Consider the following 21,472-nt stretch of genomic DNA (forward strand, 5'->3'; position numbering starts at 1 on the left):
GGGGCACCGGGCGGGCGGGGCACCCGGGCGGGCGGGGCACCCGGCGGGCGGGAGCCTGAGGGGCGGGCGGCAGTGCGGTCCGGGGTCAGGACTCGGGTTCGCCGCTGAGCAGGCCGCGCAGCCAGTCGCGCGCCTCGACGAAGACGTCGTCGGAGTAGCGCTGCGGGTAGCGCACGATCGCGCGATCCGCGCGGGCGTACGAGCCCAGGAAGATCACCTTCGGGCTGAACCGCCGCAACCCCAGAAGAGCGTCGGCCATCCGCTCGTCGTGCACGTGCCCGTCGGCGTCGATCACGAACCGGTAGCGACCGAGCGCATCGCCGATGGGCCGGGATGCCAGCAGACTCAGGTTGATGCCCCGGGTGGCGAACTGCTCGAGCAACTCGAGCAGAGCACCCGGGTGATCCTCGGGGAGTTCGACGATGAGCGACGTCTTGTCGGCGCCGGTCGGCGGGGCGGGCGCCACCGTGCGACTGACGAGCACGAAACGCGTGACGGCGTTGGGGTTGTCGCCGATCTCGTCCGCCAGCACCTCGAGATCGTGGTGCCCGACGATGCCCGGCGCGGCGATGGCGGCATCCGCCCCGCTCGTTCCGTCGAGGACTCCGAGGGCGCTGGCGACGTTGCTGGCCGCGGGGAGGTGAGCGTGCGCGGGGACGTGGTCGCGCAGCCACCGGAGGCACTGACCGTACGCGACGGGGTGAGCCGCGACGAGGGACACGTTCTCCAGGGTCATGCCGGGGCGCCCGACGAGCACGAAATTCACCGGGACGAGGTATTCGCCGACGATCCGCAGGCCCGGCACCGTGGCCAGAGCGTCCTGCGCCGTCGAGACGCCCCCGTCGACGGAATTCTCGATCGCGATCATCGCGGCATCCGACCGTCCCTCCACGACGTCGGCGAGCGCTTCGCCGACGTTGCGCACGGGTCGCCAGATCTGGTCGCGTGCCTCGGGGACCTGGGCGAGGGCGGCCTCGGTGAAGGTTCCTGCCGGGCCCAGATAGCTGTAGGTACGGCGAGGGGGCGCGGTGGCGGTGTCGGGCAGCACCGGCTCAGCCTAGTCCTCCCCCCGAATCGGACCACTCGTCGCGTCGCAGGGGACCACCTCGCGGGTGAAGAGAACCACCGGAATAGGGGGTCGATGCAGCGGCATGGATCGCTGCAGTGTTGGCACGATGAGCTGTGCCCGCCGACCCGAGGCGGGCACACCCACCGCCGCGCGCTTCAGCACCGCGCGAGCAAGGAACCCGATCGACGATGGAACGCGCCCGCCCGAAGACCGCACACCGCCCCCGTCCACGACGCCGCCTGGACCCGACACCCGGCGTCCTGCACCCGCGCCCGTCGCCCGCGAGCATCGTGCGCTCACGAGTGGCACTGGTCAGCACCATCGCCCTGTGGCTGCTGTACATGACCACGGTCGTGGTGACCCTCTCGCGCGGCGGCGCGCTCGTCGACGCGTGGCACCTGCTGGGGACCGTGGTGTTCCTCGTGTCGGTGGCGGCCCTCACTTTCTCGTCGAGCATGTACCTGTTGGCCCGTGCCGGCGCGCTGCCGCGGCTGGCGGCGCATCGCCGCGCGCGTCGCGCGGACATCGACGACCGGTTCGACCGTGACGACCTGCGCGTCCTCGCCCTCCTGCCGTCCTACGGGGAGGACCCCGCCTACGTCCGGATGGCGCTGTGGTCCGTCGCCCTGCAGGAGGTCCCCCGCCTCCGAGTGGTGCTGCTGCTCGACGATCCGCCGAGCGACGATCCCGAGATCCTCGACCGCCTCGCCCGTACGCGCGCGATCATCGACGAGATCCGCCTGGAGATGTCCGGACCGCTGGAGCTCGCGCGCGAGGCCCTCGAGCGCACCGAGACGGACTCGGTCGCCGACGCCAGAAGCGCCGTCGCCGCCGCGTACCACATGGCGTCGTGGTGGATACGGGATCGGGCGGAGATCGAGCCCCGCACGGATCATGTCGAGGCCTTCTTCGCCGAGAACGTCTTGGAGGCGCTCGCCGACGAGCTCGCCGCGGTCGCCATGGCCTTGGACGAGGCGAGCGACGACGGAGACCACGCGTTGTCCGCGTCCCGTGTCCGCTCGCTCGCGCGTCGACTCACGCGGATCTTCAGCGCCGAGGTCGACGTGTTCGAACGGAAACGGTTCCGAGAACCGTCCCACGAAGCGACGAAGGCCGAGAACCTCAACGCCTACCTGGCGCTCGTCGGCGGCACGCACCGTCTGCACGACCTCGACGGAGTCGAGCACGTCATCGAGGTCCCGGCCTGCGACGCCGTCATCACGCTCGATGCTGATTCGATGCTCCTCCCCGAATACGCCGCGCGGTTGGTCTACGCCCTGGAACAGCCGGGCAACGAGAGGATCGGCGTCATACAGACGCCCTACTCCGCCTACCGCGGCCGACGCAGCGACCTCGAGCGTCTGGCGGGTGCGACGACCGACATCCAGCACCTCGTCCACCAGGGGCTGACGGCCTTCGACGCCACGTTCTGGGTCGGGGCGAACGCCGTGATCCGCTGGGGTCTGCTCGCGGATCTCCGCACCGTCGAGACGGTGGACGGACACGACGTCGTCCGCTTCATCCGGGGACGCACAGTCATCGAGGACACCGAGTCGAGCATCGACGTCGTCGCGCACGATTGGCGTCTGGTCAACTACCCCGAACGATTGAGCTACAGCTCGACGCCGCCCGATTTCGGCACGCTCGCGGTCCAACGCCGCCGGTGGGCGAACGGCGGGCTGCTCGTCCTCTCGTCGCTCTGGCGCACCGCCGCGTCCCGTCGCCGGGCGGGCCACCCCATGCGGGCGTCCGAGATCCTGTTGCGCGCGAACTACCTCGGCTCGATCGCCTGGGTGACCGCCGCCCTCATCGTCCTGTTGACGGTCGTGCCCCTCAACGGGGAGCTGGTGAGCATCGTGCTCATCGTCATCGCGCTGCCCTACTTCGTCGAGATGGGGCACGACCTGCGCATCCTCGGCTATCGCCGGCGCGACATCCTGGGCGTGTACGGCCTGAACCTTCTGCTGGTGGCCGTCAATCTCGCGGGCACGGCCGGGTCGATCGCGCAGGCCTTCACGGGGCACCGCGTCGCCTTCGCCCGAACTCCCAAGCAGGGGGAACGCACGCCGGCGGGCGCTCTGCTCATCGCGGTGCCGCTGATCATCGCCGGAGGATCGGTGGTCGTGGCCGTGCGGTCGGCGCAGGAAGGGTCCTGGATCGCCGCGGCCTTCGCCGTGTTCACGGCGATCTGCGTCACCGACGCGCTGATCCGCCTGATCGGTGTCCGAGAAGCGATCGCCGACCTGTGGAACGGCTGGCTCGAGTGGATCTGGGTCCCGGTCGACCGACGCGGCCCGGCCCCCGCCGCCGCAACCGTCCCCGCCTGGCGCCGCGTCCTCGACGACGGCCTCGTCGAACCGGTCAACGCATGAGTCGTCGCGAACGGCGTCGCTTCCGCGGACGGCGCGTGTCGTGGGTTCGGGTCCTGGCGAGCGTGCTGGGGAGCCTGGCTGTGATCGGGGCGGCGGTCGCCGCCGTCGCACCCCCGCTCTCGTGGCCGGTGGCGGGGACACCCGTCGACCATCGATGGTTCGCCGGGTATTACGACGTCACGCTCGACCAGGGCGCGGAACTCGCCGACAACGCCCTGGTGTCCTCCCCCGGCGGGGCGGTTCTCGCTTTCGTCGTTGCCGCCGGCGATAGCGACTGCACCCCGACCTGGGGCAAGGCCTACACCCTCGACGACGCGGCGACCCGTTTCGACCTCGATCGACGGGTCGAGCGGATGCATCGGGAGGGACGCACCGTCACCGTGTCGTTCGGCGGTGTCATCAACACCGAGCTCGCCGCCGCCTGCACGAGTTCCTCGGCCCTGTCGAAGGCGTACGACACGGTGATCCAGCGGTACGCGGTCCACACCGTCGACTTCGACATCGAGGGCGACATGCTCACCGACCGTTCGTCCTGGGATCGGCGCGCCCACGCCGTCGCCCGCCTGCAGGACCGTCGTCCCGCCGACGACCCGCTCGAGGTGTGGCTCACGCTTCCGGTGAGTCCGGACGGGTTGACCACCGACGGCGTCGACCTCGTCGCGGGCATGCTGGATGCCGGGGTCCGACTCGCGGGGGTGAACGCGATGACGATGAACTACGGCATCGAGAAGCCGGGGAATCTCGCCCAGGTCTCCGAGCGGGCTCTGGATGCCACGGCCTCGCAGCTGGCCGGGATCTGGGATCGCGCGGGGGTCGACCTTCCTCCCGGCGGCGCATCGGCGCTCCTCGGCGCCACGCCGATGATCGGGCGCAACGATGTCCCCTCGGAGGTGTTCACGCTCGACGATGCGCGCGAGCTCGCGTCTTACGCGAACGAGCGGGGGCTCGCCCGGCTCTCGATGTGGTCGCTCAATCGCGATCACACGTGCGGGCCGAACTACCCGTTCACCGGGACGGTCTCCACCCGATGCAGCGGTGTCGAGCAGGGGGCCGAGTCGTTCGCGGGCGTCCTGTCGAACGGCTATCTGGGCGAGGTCCCAACCCTCACTCCCGCGGCCGACCAGACCGTCGTCGAGGACGATCCGGCGACCAGCCCGTACCCGATCTGGAGCTCGACGTCGTTCTACTCCCGCGGGATCAAGGTCGTCTGGCACGGCTCGGTCTATGTCGCGAAGTGGTGGAACGAAGGCGGAACGCCGCCCGACGACCCGGCGCTCGATACCTCGACGTCCGCCTGGAGCTACATCGGCCCGGTGCTGGCGACGGACTACCCCTTCCGGCTGCCGGTGCTGCCGGCGGGCACGTACCCGGAATGGGATGCCGCGGTGCTCTACAACCAGGGGGATCGCGTCATGCTCGACGACACCGGCTACGAGGCACGGTGGTGGTCGCGCGGGCAGAATCCGGCTCGCGCGATCCTCGATCGGGACTATTCGCCGTGGACCCCGATCGGCGTCGACCCCGCCGACCCCGCGGCGACACCCACCGGGTAGACGGTCAGCCGTCCGTCGGCGACGATGTGCGCGAGCGCGCTGCGGCCGGGAGGGAGGACGCGGACGACGACACGGTGCTCGGCCGACGACAGACGTTCGCGCACGAGTTCGGCGAGCCGGGGCACCCAGGACTCGGCGGGGTCGGGTGCGCCGCCGTCGTCGAGGAGCACGACGTCGACTCCGCGCAGTCGCGCCTGCATCGCGGCATCCGCGATGCCGTGACCGTGCAGCCGACCGGCGCGATACCCGTCGCGCAAGCGTCCCTCGACCGCCCGCGCCTCCGCGCGATCCTCGTCGACGATGCGTCCTGCACGCACCACGCGTTCCAGGAGCGGGCGCGCGTACGAATCCACGTCGGTGAGGTGCGCGAGGAGTTCCGCGTGGGCGGCCGCGTCCCATGCGGCGCGGCGGGCAGACTCCACACGACGCTCCGCCTGCACCTCCGCCGATCGGCCCAACCGGCGCAGCATCGCCACGAACACCACGCTGAGCCCGACCATCGTCGCCACGCGCGTTCCGATCCCGAGCATCTGGGGAAGGTCCGCTCGACGGCCGACCGCGTCGAGCATCAACAACGCCAGAAGGATGCCGCCTCCAATAAGCGCGACACCGCCACGGTCGCGCAGCGCGAGCGCCACCAACACGAAGCCCGCCGCCGTCAGGAACCACGCCGAGCCGTAGCTGATCGGGGCCGGGATGCTCGAGATGGCGAGGGCGACGGAGCCGCTCAGCAGCGCGACGATGGCGAGAGCACCGAGGCGGGTGATGCCGCGGTGTGCACGCCCCACCACAGCGGTGAGAATGAAGAGGACCGCGAGCATCGCCAGCGACACCATTCCCGTACCGGCGATCCCGGCCTGGAAAGCGGCGACCACTCCGACAGCCGTCTGCGTGAGAACGAAGAACAACCCCACGACGCGTTCCCGCGTTCTCAGCGACCACCCGGAGATCCGCGGCGGTTCCCGGTCCACCTCTTCGTTGTTCCACGACAGTCGCACGCGTGTGCCGCGGCCCGGCGCACTCTCCACTTCGCCCCGGACTCCCGGGATCTCGGACGGTACCCCGAGCACCGTCGCGGCCAGCCCCAGACGATCGGATGCCACCCGCTCGGGGGCGAATCCCGGCCCGTCGTCGGCGACCTCGATGTGCCCACCCGTCGCGCCGACCTCTATCCGCACCAGGCACTGGGCGCCGGGCGCGTGGCGCCGAACGTTCTGGAGAGCTTGACCGGTGGCCGCGACCAGCGCATCGGCGACCTCGGGCGAGCACGTGACGGCACCCGGACCGCGGGAGCTCTCCAGCGACGCGCCGGCCTCGGCCGCGAGCGCCTCGATCCGATCGACAAGGTTCGAGGAGGGCGGGTGATCGCGAACCGTCGCCGTCGCGTGAGCCGCCTGGCGCAGCACGGCGACCTCGGTCCCCGGCGTCCCCTCCGCGACTCCGCGCACGGCCGCCAGAACCTCGTCGTGGACGAACGCGGCCGCGCGGGAACGCGCGGTCAGTCGGGCGCGTTCCTCGGCCGCGCGGACCGCGGCGGACTCCGCGCGAGCCGCCGCGCGATCGACGTGGGCCGCGGTGCGCAGGGCGACATCGGCAACCGCGCAGGTCGTGACCGCCGAGAGCAGGGCTTGCGTGTCGTTCGCGAAGCCCGTCAGCGTGTACCCGCCCAGCACGCTGCGCGACACCACGACCACGACGATCCAGGCGGCCAGGAGAGCGCCGGTCCATCGCCAGCCGGCGACCACGAGGACCGCCAGCGACGGTGCGGAGGCCGCGGTGAGCAGCCACGGGATGGTGCCGTTCTGCCCGTCGGCGACCGCGATGAGGCCGGCGAAAGGATAGGTGAGCACCGCCGTGGCGAACATCGCCGTGGCCAGACCTGCGATCCGCCGCCCCATGCGCGAGCCGAGCACGGGACCGACGACCCCGCCCAGCAGGAGGACAGCGAAGGCCGACAACGCCAGCGCCGACCACCATCCGGGGGCCGCAGCCTCGTTGACGGTGGAAGCCACCAGCACGGCCACGGTCGCGGCAGCCACCAGCGACACCGCCACCGCGAGCAGCAACGCCCGTCGGGTCGCTTCCAGGGCCGCGTCCGCGGCGACGGACTCAGTCACGCCGCGGAACCGGAAGGAACCCGTCCTCGATGCCGCGACGGTACAGGTCCACCTTGCTCGGAGCGGGACGACCGAGGCGTTGGTAGACGCCCTTGATCCTCCGCAGGTGATCGTTCACGGTGTTCTCACTCACCCACAGCGCGGTCGCGACCTCGCGAGCCCCCATTCCCGACGCGTACAGCGACAGCACCTCGCGCTCACGCTCGGTCAAGGGTGCGGCGGTGAGACCCGGGTCGGAGTCGAGAGCGGACGCCCACTCCGTCGTGGGGACGTGCTGCCCTTCGGCCGCGTCGCGGATCGCGGCGAGCAGATCGTCGCTCGGGAGCGACTTGCGGGCGATCCCGAGGGCGGAGGTCCGCGACGCCTCCCGCACCAGGTAGGGGTTCTCCGCCGACGTGAGGACGAGCACGTGCGCTCCCCACCGCCGCAACGCCTCGACGTTCTCCTGGGGGGTGCTCCCGTCGCGCAGGCTCAGGTCGAGCAGGACCAGATCGGCGTCGCGCGCGACGTGTGTCATCTCGGGCACCGTCTGCTCGTGCCGCGCGAAAGCGAGGTGCTCGGAAGAATCGATCAGGTTGCGAAGCGCAAGGCCCACCAGATCGTGATCGTCGACGAGTGCGATACGTCTCACCGGCTTCCTCTCCGATCAGAGAGTATCGACCACCGACCCCCGGCGCGACGCCGCCCGACGCGAACGGACATCGACCGTCGTGGCGAAGACGCCCACCACCAGGAGCACGCCCCCGATCACCTCCGCCGGCGCCGGGATCTGCCCGAGCAGCACGGCGGCCGAGACCATCGCGACGACGGGGGCGAGCAGCACCCAGGGAACGACCGCGGCCGAGGGGTTGCGCGCGAGCAGGCCGTTGAAGATCGCGTACCCGGCCAGGGTGCACAGGCCCGCGGTGTAGAGCGTCGAGAGCGCCGCCGACCATCCGAAGGCGGCGAGACCGGCGGCGATCGCGGAAGGGCCCTCCACGGCGAAAGCGAGGACGAGGGCCGGAGCGGGCACCACGAGTGCCGACCAGACCGTGAGCGAGAGGGCACCCAACCGACCGCGCCCGGCGACCACGCCCGCGCGCCGTGAGATGACGTTGCCGACGGCCCACGACAGCGCCGCGCCGAGCGCCAGCACCACGGCGAGCGCGGGGGCGTCTCCGCCGCGGCCCAGGGCCACGGCCGCGAGACCGACGACGCCGATCGTGACGCCCACGCCCTGTCCGAGGGTCGGCCGCTCCCGCAGCACACCCGCGGCGATCGCGACGGTGAACACCGCCTGCGCCTGCAGGAGCAGGGCGGCGAGGCCCGGCTGGAGCCCGAGCGCGAGCGAGGTGTACAGAAGACCGAACTGCCCGAGGCTCATGAAGAGTCCGACGCCGACGATGGTGGCCCAGGATGCCGCCGGACGCGGCACGATCACGGCGAACACCGCCACCACGGCGAATCGGATCGCGACGAACAGGAGCGGCGGGATGCCGGGCATGCCCCAGTCGATGACCAGGAAGTTGAAGCCCCACGCGGAGGCGACCGCGGCGGCCAGGATCATGTCTCTTCGACTCACGATCCCAGCTCAGCGCCTCCGAGGTTGAAGCACCAGCGAACGTTTCTTCACGAGACACAGTAGATTCGCTTCATGATCGATCTGGACGCCGTCCGGTCCCTCCGCACCGTGGCCCGCGAGGGAAGCGTCTCCGCGGCCGCCGCGACCCTGGGGTTCACGCCCTCCGCCGTTTCGCAGCAGATCAAGCGGCTCGAGCGCGAGACCGGCGTGGCCCTGCTCGAGCGGGTCGGACGCGGCGTCGCCCTCACCGACGCGGGCACGCACCTCGTGGTCGGATCCACCCCGATCCTCGCCGAGCTCGAGAGGCTGCGCGCCGACCTGCAGGCGAAAGCACCGGACGGGGGCACCGTGAGCGGCGAGGTACGCATCGCCGCATTCTCGACCGTGGTCCGCGGGATGCTCGCGCCCCTCCTCGTCGACCTCGCTCGAACGCACCCCCACCTGCGCCTCCTCGTCCGTGAGAGCGAGCCCTGGGAGACGGTCGCCCTCATCGCCTCGGGTCAGCGCGACCTCGGCATCGCCCACCAGTGGGGCGGCGTGGCGCTGGCGATCCCCGAGAACATCGTCGTCACGCCGCTGTTCACCGATGTCGCCGACGTCATCCTGCACCGGGATCATCCCCTGGCCGAGCGCGACGTCCTCCACCCGCACGAGCTGGCCGACGAGTCGTGGGTCGCGACTTTCGAGACGACGATCTGCCGCCAGTGGCTGCGGCGCCTCTTCGACGGGGTGGGCAACGCTCCCCGCGTGGTCTACGAGTCGATGGAGTTCGAGAACCATCTCGAACTCGCCCGCACCGGAGCCGTCGTCGCGCTCGTCCCGCGTCTCGGGCGCGCACCGCTCGGCCCCGACCTCGTCGCCGTGCCCACGGTCGATCCCGCCTCCACCCGCGACGTCGTGGCCGTGCACCGGCGTTCGCAGAGCGATTCCCCCGCCCTCCGCGCCACCCTGTCGGCCCTCCGTGAGAGGGGCGCCGTGCTCCGATCCTGAGCCGCGCCCACCGGCGCGCATGGATCAAAGGACATTCCCGGGATGTTCTGCGCCCCGAATGGGCCGGTGCGCATGCGAGAGGGCCGGACACCGGGCAGACTGTGGATATGAGCAGTCGCGCAGGACAGCCCGCCGAGGCATCCGATCTCATCGACATCGACGAACTGATCAACGCCTACTACGACCGCAAACCGGATGCCACCGTGCCCGAGCAGCGCGTCGCCTTCGGCACCAGCGGCCACCGGGGATCGTCGTTGAGCACGAGCTTCAACGAGGACCACATCCTCGCCACCACGCAGGCGATCGTCGACTACCGCGCGGAGCAGGGCATCACCGGTCCGCTCTTCCTCGGGCGCGACACCCACGGCCTGTCGCTGCCCGCGGAGCGCAGCGCCATCGAGGTGCTCGTGGCGAACGGCGTCGACGTGCGCGTGGACTCGCGCGACTCGTGGGTGCCGACGCCCGCGCTCAGCCACGCGATCCTCACCTACAACCGCGGCCGGGCGACCGACGACCCGGGCCGTGCCGACGGCATCGTCGTGACCCCGTCGCACAACCCGCCCCGCGACGGAGGCTTCAAGTACAACCCGCCGCACGGCGGTCCCGCCGACACCGACGCGACGGGCTGGATCGCCGACCGCGCCAACGCCCTGATCGCTGCGGGCCTCGTGGGCGTGCAGCGCACCCCGCACGCCGACATCGACCTCGACACCCTGGGCCAGTACGACTTCCGTGACGCGTACGTGCGGGATCTGGCATCCATCATCGACGTCGAAGCGATCAAGAACGCCGGTGTCCGCATCGGCGCCGACCCGCTCGGCGGCGCATCGGTGGAGTACTGGGCGCTCATCGCCGAGGTGTACGACCTCGACCTCACCGTCGTGAATCCCGAGGTCGACCCGACGTGGAAGTTCATGACGCTGGACTGGGACGAGAAGATCCGCATGGATCCGTCGTCGCCGTCGGCCATGGCCTCCCTCGTCGCCGCCCGTGCCGACTACGACATCCTCACGGGCAACGACGCCGACGCCGACCGGCACGGCATCGTCACCCCCGACGCGGGGCTGATGAACCCCAACCACTACCTCGCCGTCGCGATCGACTACCTCTTCTCGCACCGCGAGGGATGGCCGACGGATGCCGCGGTGGGCAAGACGCTCGTCTCGTCGATGATCATCGACAGGGTGGCATCCGCCCTCGGCAAGACGCTGCTCGAGGTTCCGGTCGGTTTCAAGTGGTTCGTGCCGGGCCTGCTCGACGGATCGGTCGCGTTCGGCGGCGAGGAGTCGGCCGGCGCGTCGTTCCTGCGCAAGGACGGCACCGTCTGGACCACCGACAAGGACGGCATCCTGCTGTGCCTTCTCGCCGCCGAGATCCTCGCGGTCACCGGCAAGACGCCCTCGCAGCGGTACGCCGAGCTCGAGGCCGAATTCGGCGCGTCGGCCTACCAGCGCGTCGACGCTCCCGCAACGCCCGCGCAGAAGTCGGCGCTGTCGAAGCTGTCGCCGGATGCCGTGACCGCCACCGAGCTCGCGGGCGAGCCCATCATCGCGAAGCTGTCGCACGCGCCGGGCAACGGCGCCGCGATCGGCGGCCTCAAGGTGCAGACGGAGTCGGCGTGGTTCGCCGCCCGCCCCTCGGGCACCGAGGACGTCTACAAGCTGTACGCCGAGTCGCTCCGCGGCGAGGAGCACCTGCGCGAAGTCCAGGAAGAGGCGCGCGCGGTGGTTTCGGCCGCGCTCGGTCAGGCCTGACGCATCCGCGTGAGCGGCGTCGTCCTCCGGGACGGCGCCGCTTTCGTGTGCGGGGCGTGAGGCTGCGATAAACGCTCGCTGCACCGGGAAACGCCTGCGGCGAGCGTTCCTCAGTGCAGCGAGCGTTTATCGCGCGGAGGGGGCGCGGGGATGCCGAGGCCCCGACGCTCCGAAGAACGTCGGGGCCGTGGCATCCGGGTCAGGCGAGGGTCGCGGCGTCGATCACGAAGCGGTAGCGCACGTCGCTCTTCAGGACGCGCTCGTAGGCCTCGTTGATCTGCTCGGCCGAGATGACCTCGACCTCGGGCGCGATGCCCTTCTCGGCGCAGAAGTCGAGCATCTCCTGGGTCTCGCGGATGCCGCCGATGGACGATCCCGCGAACGAACGGCGGTTCGAGAACAGCGTGAAGACCTGGATCGGCAGCGGCTCGGGCGGGGCACCGACGTTGACCATGGTGCCGTCCAGCGTCAGCGTGCCGAGGTACTGCTTGAGGTCGAGCGGAGCGCTCACGGTGTTGACGATGAGGTTGAACGTGTTCTTCAGCTCGTCGAAGGTCTCGGGGTCGCTCGTGGCGTAGTAGTGGTCGGCGCCCATCGCGAGGCCGTCGTCCTTCTTGCTGAGCGTCTGCGACAGCACCGTGACCTCGGCGCCCATGGCGTGCGCGATCTTGACCGCCATGTGACCGAGACCGCCGAGCCCGACGATCGCGACCTTCTTGCCGGGGCCGGCGTTCCAGTGGTTCAGCGGCGAGTAGGTGGTGATGCCGGCGCACAGCAGCGGCGCCGCCGCCTCGTACGGAATCGACTCGGGCACGCGCAGCACGAAGTCCTGGTCGACCACGATCTTCTGCGAGTATCCGCCCTGGGTCACGGTGCCGTCGCGATCGACGGCGCCGTACGTCCCCACGTTGCCGTTGAGGCAGTACTGCTCCTCGCCGGCGAGGCAGTTCTCGCACTCGCGGCACGAGTTGACCATGCATCCGACGCCGACGCGGTCGCCGACGGAGTACTTCGTCACGTCGGCACCGACCTCGGCGACCGTACCGACGATCTCGTGACCGACGGTCAACGGGTAGGGCACCTCGCCCCACTCGCCGCGGATGGTGTGGATGTCGGAGTGGCAGATGCCGGCGTAGGCGATGTCGATCAGGACGTCGGCCGGGCCGACCTCGCGCCGCTCGATCGTGGTGGGCTCAAGAGGCGAGGTCGCGGAGGACGCGGCGTAGGCGTTGACGTGCATGAAGCTCCTCGGGGAGGGGAATGAACGGTTCCATCCTTCCGCGCCGCGGTGCCGGGGAGGGCGGGGTTGCACGGATGTGCGGAACGGCTACGCGGATGCCGGGGGCGAGCGCGTGGATGCGACGAGGCCGTGCCGGTCGTCGGACGACCACCGGCACGGCCTCGGTTGTCACGCGATCAGACGTCGCTCCGACGGCGCCGGACGAGGAGCGCACCGACCCCGAGGACCAGCAGACCGAAGGCGCCCCACGCCATGGCGATGGCACCGTCGGCGTCCCGTCCCGTCCGGGCCAGATCGCGGCCGGACGCGCTCGACGACTCGCCGGCACCGGAACCGGATGCCGAAGACCCGCCACCGGTCACCGGGTTCTCGGAGCCGCCGTCCGGCGTCGGGCCTCCCGAGCCGTCGCCACCGTCGCCGCCGCCGCCGCCCGGCCCTGGCTCAGCCGGAGCCGCAGCGGGGACGATCGACGCGGAGCGGGCGGAGCCGGCGGTGAAGCCGTCAGCCGCGGCGGTGGCCTCGACGGTGATCGAGCGACCCGCATCGAGAGCGGTCAGCGCGTAGGCGTCACCCGTGGCATCCGGGATCGGCGCACCGTCCCGCATCCAGACCCAGGTCACGGTCGCGTCCGCGGGATCGGTCACGGCGCTCGCGCGCACGGTCGCTCCCACGCGGGGCTCGCCCGCGATCGTCGGCGCCGCAACGCCCACGGTGCGCGCGATCGTCACGGTGTAGGTGCGCGCCGTGGCGTCGGGGGCGGTGACCGTCACGGAGCCGACGCCGTCCGCGTCGCCGGGCTGCGTCACCACGACGCTCGCACCGGTGTCGACGGCCAGCGCGTGGAGCGTCGGCCAAGCCGCACCCGTCGAGGCGACGGTGTACGCGAGCTGGTCGGGGGCGAATCCGTCGACGACCTGGTCCCCTACCGTGAGGCGGGCGAGATCCGCGATCCCCGCCGGAGCGGGAGCGGCGGCGAAGATCTCGACCTCCGACACGATCATGTGCGTCTGCGACCACGCGTTCATCACGACCCGCACCTCGTCGGCGGCGCCGGTCACGGGCACGTCGACCCGCGGGGCTCCGCTGGACGGCGTCGGCACGGTCAGCGTCTCGCCCAGCGTCCACTCCCCACCGCGCACGCGGTGGTCCACCCGCATGGTCGCGGGCCAGCTGAACGAGCTGCCGTCGCGGTAGAACTGCACCGCGACGTGCGTGAGCGTCTCGCGCTGGGCGAGCGAGTAGCTCAGGGTGTCCTGCTCGTTCTTGGTGCCGCCCTTCCAATTGGACCAGCCCTTGTCGGTGGCGCTGCCGTTGATCGTGTTGCTCGCGGGGTAGCCCGACTCGGTGAACGTCGCCGAGGGAGAGCTCTGCGGGGCGACATTGCGCTCTGATGCCGCGGTGACGATCACCGTCAGCGTCGCGTCGAGACGCTCGCCGCTCGGACCGGTGGCCACACCCGGCACCGTCACCGTTCCTGTTTCCGCGAACGCGGCGTCGGTCAGGCCGTCCCACGCCCACTCGACGGGGACCCAGTAGCCGGCGCCCGAGGGACGGACCTCGGCCTGCACGTCGCCGCCGGCCAGTCCCTTCACCGTCTCGAGGGCGCTGCCCGCGGGAACGGTCGCCGACGCGGGCCGGGTCGCGCTGAACGCACCGACCTCCACGGATGCCGTCGCCTCGAATGTCGCACCGAAGATGTCGGTGCCCGTCCCGCGCACCTGCACGGTGCCGGGTCGCGACCAGTCCTGGCCGTCGAGCTGCCACTCCACCGCGGCCGAACGCAGCTCACGACCGGCGTATCGGACCGTCGCCTGGCCGGGGAGCTCGGGTTCGACTCCCACCGCTGTCGCGACCGACACCGGTTCGGTCCCGACGATGCGGGTGCTCCCGATGCGCCACAGCTGGTTGTATCCGCCGTTCGAGGTGTAGAGGCCCACCGATGCGCCGGGCGTGGTGCTCTGGCCGTTGACGTCCAGCACTCGTTCGCTCGCGACGTTGAGCACCGAGTAGTACGTGCCGTCGGTCGTGGATGCCATCCACTGGAGGGCCGGGTCGGCGGCTGCCGCCGTCGGGTCGGAGTCCACGAGGGCCGTTCCGCCGTCGCGGGAGGCGAGGAATCTCCCGTCGCCGTTCTGCAGCGTGAAGCGGTGCAGGTTCGTTCCCGCGCCCGAGACGGTCCGCACCGTCCAGGTCTGCGGGCGGATGGCGTCGGTGGTGGCCGCGGTCCGCTGGAGCACGGGGCTCGCGCCCGAACCGTCGAGAGCGAGACCGCTCTGCAGGCCCGTGAGCTGCACGGTGTCACCGTCGCGGAAGGCGGCTGCGTCCTCGGAGACGCCCGAGACGCCGTCGATGACGAACGTGGTGACCGACTTGGCCGGCACCGTGAGGGTGGCGGTCCGCGAGACCGGGTTCACGGCGACCTTCGCCCCCTCTTTCAGGGCGTTGACCGACGGCTGGTCCGCCGTGGACTGCGTCGTCACGATCGGCGTGACCGTCGCGCCCGGGGCGATGGCGCCGAAGTCGCGCAGGTCGATCTCGACGGTCCGCTCGGTCGCCTCGGAGTTGACGTGCACGATCGTGGCGCCGTCACCGTCGGCATCGACCGCCGCGGTGGACTGGGCGTTGTCGGTCGACATCAGACGATCGCCCGGGTGGATGTAGTGCGTGAAGTTGCGCACGGTGTTGAACTTCTCGTTCGTGAGCACCTGGCACGAGGGGTCGGCGTCGCCGTCGGCGATGCGTCGGAGGGACTTCCCCTCGGCGTTGCAGTCGAAGTCGATGAAGACGCTGCCCCAGTTGAGCTTCTCGACCTTCTCCATGTTGTAGAGGTCTTCGACCGGCTGCCAGAACACCCACGCGGTCGGCTCGAGCTCACGCAGGTCGCCCACGATGTGCTGGGCCATGCCGAGGCCGTTCTCGATGTCGTTCGTGACGAAACCGCGGCTCTGATCGGTCCAGTTGCCCTCGACCTCGCTCATCCACAGCGGCTTGTCGGCGGCCTTGGCGATGTCACGGACGACCTGGCGCCCGCTCGTTCCGTAGGTGTGGACGTTGAGCTGATCGACGAGGCCCTTCGACGGGGCCGACCACGCGTTCCAGTTCGTCGCGAAGATGCCCGGGTTGGTCTCGTCCATCGCCGAGATCACGGCATCCGTCGTCGTCGTCGGCTGCGCCAGGCGGGCGGCGAGGGCCTTGACCATCGCGTCCTGCGCCTGCGGCCCGATGTGGGCACCCTCCTGCCGGCCACCGGTCGGCCACTGAGCACCGTTGGGGATCTGCGTCTGCCAGTAGTTCGTGTTGGGCTCGTTGAACGGGTCGATCGTGTCGAACCGGATGCCGTGCTCCTTCTCGAGCTCGTCGACGACGGTCACGAGGTACCCGGCGAACTTCTCCATGTCGGCGGGGGCGAGCTGCTCGCTCGTGGCGTTGTTGATGCCACCGGAGACGTAGCCACTCTGCGTGAGGAAGTAGGGCGGGGAGTTGCTGAACGCCTCCCAGTGGGTGACCTTGTCCTTCAGCGCATCGAGCCACCACCGCTGGGCGGAGTCGGCGTCGAAGTCGTAGTGCGTCGGGTCGTCGGGGTTCCACGCGGCCTTGTACCGTGCACGGTCGGCGAAGTCCGACGTGATCTCGCCCTGCGCGTCGGTGGCCGGGAGGTCGGGGTTCCAGAACCCGGGGACCGCGCCGCCGGGCCGCAGGTAGGACGGCACGTCGGACGCGTTGCCGCCGCCGACGTTGTACCGAGCGATGTTGAGGTTCAGACCGTCGTCACCGAAAACGGCATCGAACAGCTTCTGCCGCACGTCGTCGGGGTAGTTCCCTGTGGCATTGGCGAACCACACCAGGCTGGTCCCCCAGCCTTCGAAGGGCTCCGCCGCCGAGGCGGGGTTGGGGGTGATGTGCACGGCATCCGGTCCCGCCGCGAGCGCGGGCGCGGCGGTGGCGGCCGCCGAAGCGGTGATGCCACCGGCGGCCAGGGCGACAGCGCAGGCCATCGACAACAGTCGAGCTGACTTCATCGTCATTCCGATCCGGCCGCTTCGCTGCGGCCTCGTGAGGGGAAATGTTGACGTCAACATGTTGACGTCAACATCGAACCTAGCGGAGTCGGGCTCTGTGACACAACGCCGGCGCCTCCCTCCCCCACCCGCGCTCGACCACCGATCCCCAGGCGAGCACGACCGCGGGTGCCCGGTCAGCGGAGGAGAAACCGCGGAGGGAGGACGGATGCCGGGGCCCCGGTCCTCCGCTCGCCCGATCCCCTCCGCTCGCCCGACGTCGCGGACCGCGGGCAGCTCAGCCGCGCGGGCCGGAGCTCTCGCGCACCACCAGCGATGTCGGCACGAGGGTGCGCGCGTGCTCTCCCCCGGTGCCCTCGATGTCGGCGATCAGCGCGCTCATCGCCTCTTCGCCGACGCGCTCGAAGCGCTGGCTCACGGTGGTGAGCGGAGGCCAGAAGTTCGCCGACTCGGGCATGTCGTCGAATCCGACGACGCTCACATCGCCCGGAACCGCGCGCCCCGCTTCGTGGAGGGCGCGAATGACCCCGAGCGCCATCTGGTCATTGGCCGCGAACACCGCCGTCACGGCCGGGTCCTGCGCGAGCACGTGCCCGATGCGATGCCCGGATTCCGCGGTCCAGTCGCCGATCTGCACCGGCGGGACTCGGCATCCGCGTTCCTCCAGAGCCGCACGCCAGGCGTCGCGGCGTCGCTCGGCGGCGAAGGACTCCGGCGGACCCGACACGTGCCACACCGTCTCGTGGCCGAGCTCCAGCAGGTGCTCGGTCGCCAGGCGCGCACCCTGCGCCTGATCGTTGTCGACGACCGCGTAGGGATAGTCGGCGCTGGAATCGACGACAACGACGGGCAGGCCGGACGGGATCGACAGCTCGTTCTCGCCGAGACGGTGCTTCTCGATGAGGATCACGATGCCGTCCACGGCGTGCTCGCGCAGGCGCAGGAACGCTCCGGACACATCGGTCTGCGTGGCCGTCTGCACGGTGATGAGCGTGAGGGAGTACCCGGATGCCGCCGCGACCGACGCGAGCGCGTCGAGGGTGCGGGCGTTGCCGTACGAACTCAGCGAGAACATGATCACGCCGATGCTGCGGAAGCGGCCCGAGCGCAGCGCCCGCGCCGCACTGTTGGGCCGGTACCCGAGGGAGGCCATGGCGTCGAGCACGCGCTGACGCGTCTCGGGATCGACGTTCGATCGGTCGTTCGCCACGCGCGAGACGGTCTGCCCCGAAACCCCCGCCGCCGCGGCGACGTCCGCCATCGAGACTTCCCGGCGCCGTCCGCGCCCACCCGTCGCGGTCGACACCGTCGTCGTCTCGCTCACGTCTGCCCCCTTGGATGTTGACGTTGACATGCTAGCGGTCGCTGGGTATGTTTACGTCAACATCGCGGCGACTCGACCGAGATGCGCACCAAAGAAGAGGCAACCGGACGATGACGACCACCGCGGCACCCCCGCCCGCCCTGCGCACCCCGCGCCGTCGGCGGCGCGCTCGAATCGACGACCGCGGCTGGCTGTTCGTCGCACCGTTCGCCATCGTCTTCGCGCTGGTCTTCCTCGCGCCGCTGGTGTACTCGGTGTACCTCAGCCTCTTCCGCGACCAGCTGATCGGCGGCAACGCCTTCGTCGGCTTCGCCAACTACATCGCCGCCTTCAGCGACCCGAAGTTCTGGGACGGCTTCGGCCGCGTCTCGCTCTTCCTCGTCGTGCAGGTGCCGATCATGCTGCTACTCGCCCTGGCCGCAGCCCTCGCGATCGACAGCGCGCGCCTGCACGCCGCGGGCTTCTACCGCATGGTGATCTTCCTGCCCTACGCGGTCCCCGCCGTCGTCGCAGTGCTGATGTGGGGCTACATCTACGGCGACCAGTTCGGCCTGACCCGCAACCTCAACGACCTGCTGGGCGGCTCCGTGATCCAGCCGTTCGTCCCCGAGTGGATGCTGGTGTCGATCGGCAATATCGTCACGTGGCAGTTCGTGGGCTACAACATGCTCATCTTCTACTCCTCACTGAAGACGATCCCCGGCGAGCTCTACGAAGCGGCATCCATCGACGGGGCGGGAGCCTGGCGGACGATCTTCTCGATCAAGATCCCCGCCGTGCGCGGTGCGGTCGTCATCGCGACGATCTTCTCGATCATCGGCAGCTTCCAGCTCTTCAACGAGCCCAACATCCTCAAGCCTCTGGCGCCGAACACCATCACGACGTTCTTCACGCCGAACATGTACGCGTACAACCTGTCGTTCGCGGGTCAGCAGTACAACTACGCGGCCACGGTCGCCATCATCATGGGCGTCATCACCGCCATCATCGCCTACGTCGTGCAGCTGCGCGGCTCTCGTCAGGAGGCGCGATGACCACCGCGAGCGCACCCCGTACCGACACCGTGGCCGTGACCACCTCTCGTGCCCGCTCCCGCCGCGGCTTCGCCCGCACCTCGCCCACGCAGGGCAAGAAGTCGCTGGTCCTCAGCATCGTCATGGGCCTGTACCTGCTGTATACGCTCGTGCCGCTGTTCTGGCTCCTCATCAACGCGACGAAGACGCAGCCCGACCTGTTCACGACGTTCGGCCTGGGCCCGGGCAACAGCTTCGCCCTGTTCGACAACATCGCCCAGACCCTGACCTACCGCGACGGCATCTTCTTGCGGTGGCTCGGCAACACGCTGCTGTACGTCGTCGTCGGCGCCGGGGGCGCGACGCTGCTCGCGACCCTCGCCGGTTACGGCCTGGCCAAGTACAACTTCCGCGGACGCAAGGCCGTCTTCGCCGTCGTGCTCGGCGCGATCGCCGTCCCCGGTACGGCACTGGCCGTTCCCACGTTCCTGCTGTTCAGCCAGCTGGGCATCACGAACACCCCGTGGGCGATCATCATCCCGTCCCTCATCAGCCCCTTCGGCCTCTACCTCATCTGGGTGTACGCGACGGATGCCATCCCGACCGAGCTGCTCGAGGCGGCACGGATGGACGGGGCCGGCGAGTTCCGCACGTTCTTCACGATCTCGATCCGGTTGCTGACCCCGGGCATCGTCACGGTGCTGCTGTTCGCCGTGGTCGCGACCTGGAACAACTACTTCCTGCCCCTCATCATGCTCAGCGACCCCGCCTGGTACCCGCTGACGGTGGGTCTGAACCAGTGGAACGCCCAGGCGACCGGCGTCGCCGCGCAGCCGATCTACAACCTCGTGATCACCGGCGCCCTGCTGTCGATCATCCCGATCGTCGCCGCGTTTCTTGTGCTGCAGCGCTTCTGGCAGTCCGGCCTCAGCGCCGGAAGCGTCAAGCAGTGACGAAAGCTCCCTCCCGAAACCCGGAGCGTCCTGCCCCGGAATCCCGCAACACAATCCACAACAACGAAGTGAAGGAATCCCGATGACATTCATGCGCAAGGGCACTGCCGCCCGGCGGGCCGTGTTCGCTCTGGCAGCCACCGCGCTCTCGGTGGGTGCGCTCACCGCGTGCTCCGGCGGCAGCACGGGCGGCGGCAGCAACGGTGGCAGCCCCGACGACATCGAGAAGGCACTCCAGGAGGGCGGCGAGCTCACGTACTGGTCGTGGACGCCGTCAGCCGAGGCCCAGGTCGCCGCCTTCCAGAAGAAGTACCCGAACGTGAAGGTCAACTACGTCAACGCGGGTACGAACACCGAGGAGTACACCAAGCTCCAGAACGCGATCAAGGCCGGCTCCGGCGCCCCCGACGTCGTGCAGATCGAGTACTACGCGTTCCCGCAGTTCGCGCTGTCGGACTCGCTCCTCGACCTCGCGCCCTACGGCTTCGGCGACCTCTCGGGCGACTACAGCCCCGGCACCTGGGGCTCGGTCGACTTCGACGGCAAGATCTACGGTCTCCCCCAGGACTCGGGCCCCATGGCCCTGTTCTACAACAAGGAGGTCTTCGACCAGTTCGGCATCGCCGTCCCCACGACGTGGGACGAGTACGTCGCCGCGGCCGAGAAGCTGCACGCGGCCGACCCCACCAAGTACATCACCGCCGACACCGGCGACTCCGGCTTCACCACCAGCATGATCTGGCAGGCCGGCGGCACCCCGTTCCAGACCTCGGGCACCGATGTCACCATCGATCTCCAGGACTCCGGCTCGAAGATGTTCGCCGACAACTGGAACCGCCTCATCGAGGGCGGCCTGCTCTCGGACACCCCGAGCTGGAGCGACGAGTGGTTCAAGGGCCTCGGTGACGGCTCGATCGCCTCGCTGGTGATCGGCGCCTGGATGCCGGGCGTCCTGGAGTCGTCGGTTCCCGACGGCGCGGGCAAGTGGGCCGTGGCCCCCATCCCCACCTACGACGGCAAGGCCGTGACGGCGGAGAACGGCGGCGGCGGCCAGGCCGTGACCAAGCAGAGCAAGAACCCGGCCCTGGCCGCGGGCTTCCTGAAGTGGCTCAACAACGACGAGGAGAGCCTGAAGATCTTCGCCGAGTCGGGCGGATTCCCCTCCACCACCGCACAGCTGAGCGACCCCTCTTTCGTCGAGCAGACGTCGGACTACTTCGGCGGCCAGAAGATCAACGAGGTGCTCACGCAGGCCTCGAGCGAGGTCCGCGAGGGCTGGAGCTACCTGCCCTTCCAGGTCTACGCCAACAGCATCTACGGCGACACCGTGGGCCAGGCGTACGCGACGAAGGGCGACCTGAACGCCGGGCTGAGCGCGTGGCAGGACCAGCTCGTCCAGTACGGCAACGACCAGGGCTTCACCGTCAACAAGTAGGCCGATGATCGGGGGCGGGTCGCAGCGTGAGCGAGCGACCCGCCCCTTCCCTTACCGCTCCAGGAGAGCCGC

General features: G+C 70.1%; 14 protein-coding genes. 7 read left to right on the top strand and 7 right to left on the bottom strand.

Annotated features, from left to right (window positions below; all coding sequences use genetic code 11):
• Window positions 1-85 precede the first annotated feature (85 nt).
• Window positions 86-1,048 (bottom strand): prephenate dehydratase, encoded by a 963-nt coding sequence (gene pheA, locus AC3WLZ_RS14740; protein WP_412925661.1) that lies wholly within the window; start codon window positions 1,046-1,048, stop codon window positions 86-88.
• Window positions 1,049-1,371: 323 nt separating this feature from the next.
• Between pheA and AC3WLZ_RS14745 the strand changes: the two genes are divergently transcribed.
• On the top strand, window positions 1,372-3,441 hold the full coding sequence (locus AC3WLZ_RS14745) for a glycosyltransferase family 2 protein (RefSeq protein WP_492470541.1): 2,070 nt from the start codon (window positions 1,372-1,374) through the stop codon (window positions 3,439-3,441).
• The gene (locus tag AC3WLZ_RS14750; protein ID WP_492470542.1) at window positions 3,438-4,994 is read left to right on the top strand and encodes a chitinase; all 1,557 of its coding nucleotides are present in this window, start codon (window positions 3,438-3,440) and stop codon (window positions 4,992-4,994) included. The genes AC3WLZ_RS14745 and AC3WLZ_RS14750 overlap by 4 nt, the downstream gene beginning before the upstream one ends.
• Here AC3WLZ_RS14750 and AC3WLZ_RS14755 read toward each other — a convergent pair.
• From AC3WLZ_RS14755 to AC3WLZ_RS14765, 3 genes are read right to left on the bottom strand one after another with little or no spacing between them, the layout of a single operon-like run.
• Window positions 4,931-7,111, bottom strand: coding sequence for a hypothetical protein (locus tag AC3WLZ_RS14755; protein WP_492470543.1), 2,181 nt, complete (start codon window positions 7,109-7,111; stop codon window positions 4,931-4,933). The two genes, AC3WLZ_RS14750 and AC3WLZ_RS14755, sit on opposite strands and share 64 nt — an antisense overlap.
• Complete coding sequence (locus AC3WLZ_RS14760; RefSeq protein WP_412925665.1) at window positions 7,104-7,742, bottom strand: LuxR C-terminal-related transcriptional regulator; 639 nt, start codon at window positions 7,740-7,742, stop codon at window positions 7,104-7,106. Before AC3WLZ_RS14760 ends, AC3WLZ_RS14755 begins: the two co-directional genes overlap by 8 nt.
• Before the next feature lie 15 nt (window positions 7,743-7,757).
• Entirely contained in the window at window positions 7,758-8,672 is a 915-nt protein-coding gene (locus AC3WLZ_RS14765; RefSeq protein WP_492470544.1) for an EamA family transporter, read from the bottom strand.
• 72 nt (window positions 8,673-8,744) lie between these two features.
• Between AC3WLZ_RS14765 and AC3WLZ_RS14770 the strand changes: the two genes are divergently transcribed.
• Entirely contained in the window at window positions 8,745-9,662 is a 918-nt protein-coding gene (locus AC3WLZ_RS14770) for a LysR family transcriptional regulator (RefSeq protein ID WP_492470545.1), read from the top strand.
• Between the two features lie 107 nt (window positions 9,663-9,769).
• Window positions 9,770-11,416 (top strand): phosphoglucomutase (alpha-D-glucose-1,6-bisphosphate-dependent), encoded by a 1,647-nt coding sequence (gene pgm / locus AC3WLZ_RS14775; protein ID WP_492470546.1) that lies wholly within the window; start codon window positions 9,770-9,772, stop codon window positions 11,414-11,416.
• A gap of 199 nt (window positions 11,417-11,615) precedes the next feature.
• Here pgm and AC3WLZ_RS14780 read toward each other — a convergent pair whose 3' ends face one another.
• The 3 genes from AC3WLZ_RS14780 to AC3WLZ_RS14790 form a co-directional block, all read right to left on the bottom strand.
• Entirely contained in the window at window positions 11,616-12,656 is a 1,041-nt protein-coding gene (locus AC3WLZ_RS14780; protein WP_492470547.1) for an NAD(P)-dependent alcohol dehydrogenase, read from the bottom strand.
• Window positions 12,657-12,832: 176 nt separating this feature from the next.
• Window positions 12,833-16,675, bottom strand: coding sequence for a glycoside hydrolase (locus AC3WLZ_RS14785; protein WP_492470548.1), 3,843 nt, complete (start codon window positions 16,673-16,675; stop codon window positions 12,833-12,835).
• A 277-nt stretch (window positions 16,676-16,952) separates the two neighbouring features.
• Complete coding sequence (locus AC3WLZ_RS14790; protein ID WP_492470997.1) at window positions 16,953-17,936, bottom strand: LacI family DNA-binding transcriptional regulator; 984 nt, start codon at window positions 17,934-17,936, stop codon at window positions 16,953-16,955.
• A 173-nt stretch (window positions 17,937-18,109) separates the two neighbouring features.
• Between AC3WLZ_RS14790 and AC3WLZ_RS14795 the strand changes: the two genes are divergently transcribed.
• The 3 genes from AC3WLZ_RS14795 (at window position 18,110) to AC3WLZ_RS14805 (ending at window position 21,400) form a co-directional block, all read left to right on the top strand.
• Window positions 18,110-19,033, top strand: a complete 924-nt coding sequence (locus tag AC3WLZ_RS14795) for a carbohydrate ABC transporter permease (protein WP_492470549.1) — start codon at window positions 18,110-18,112, stop codon at window positions 19,031-19,033.
• A gap of 122 nt (window positions 19,034-19,155) precedes the next feature.
• Window positions 19,156-19,965 (top strand): carbohydrate ABC transporter permease, encoded by an 810-nt coding sequence (locus tag AC3WLZ_RS14800; protein ID WP_412926179.1) that lies wholly within the window; start codon window positions 19,156-19,158, stop codon window positions 19,963-19,965.
• A 91-nt stretch (window positions 19,966-20,056) separates the two neighbouring features.
• Window positions 20,057-21,400 (top strand): ABC transporter substrate-binding protein, encoded by a 1,344-nt coding sequence (locus tag AC3WLZ_RS14805; protein WP_492470998.1) that lies wholly within the window; start codon window positions 20,057-20,059, stop codon window positions 21,398-21,400.
• Window positions 21,401-21,472 lie beyond the last annotated feature (72 nt).

The organism is Microbacterium sp. FW305-3-2-15-F-LB2 (assembly GCF_058787255.1).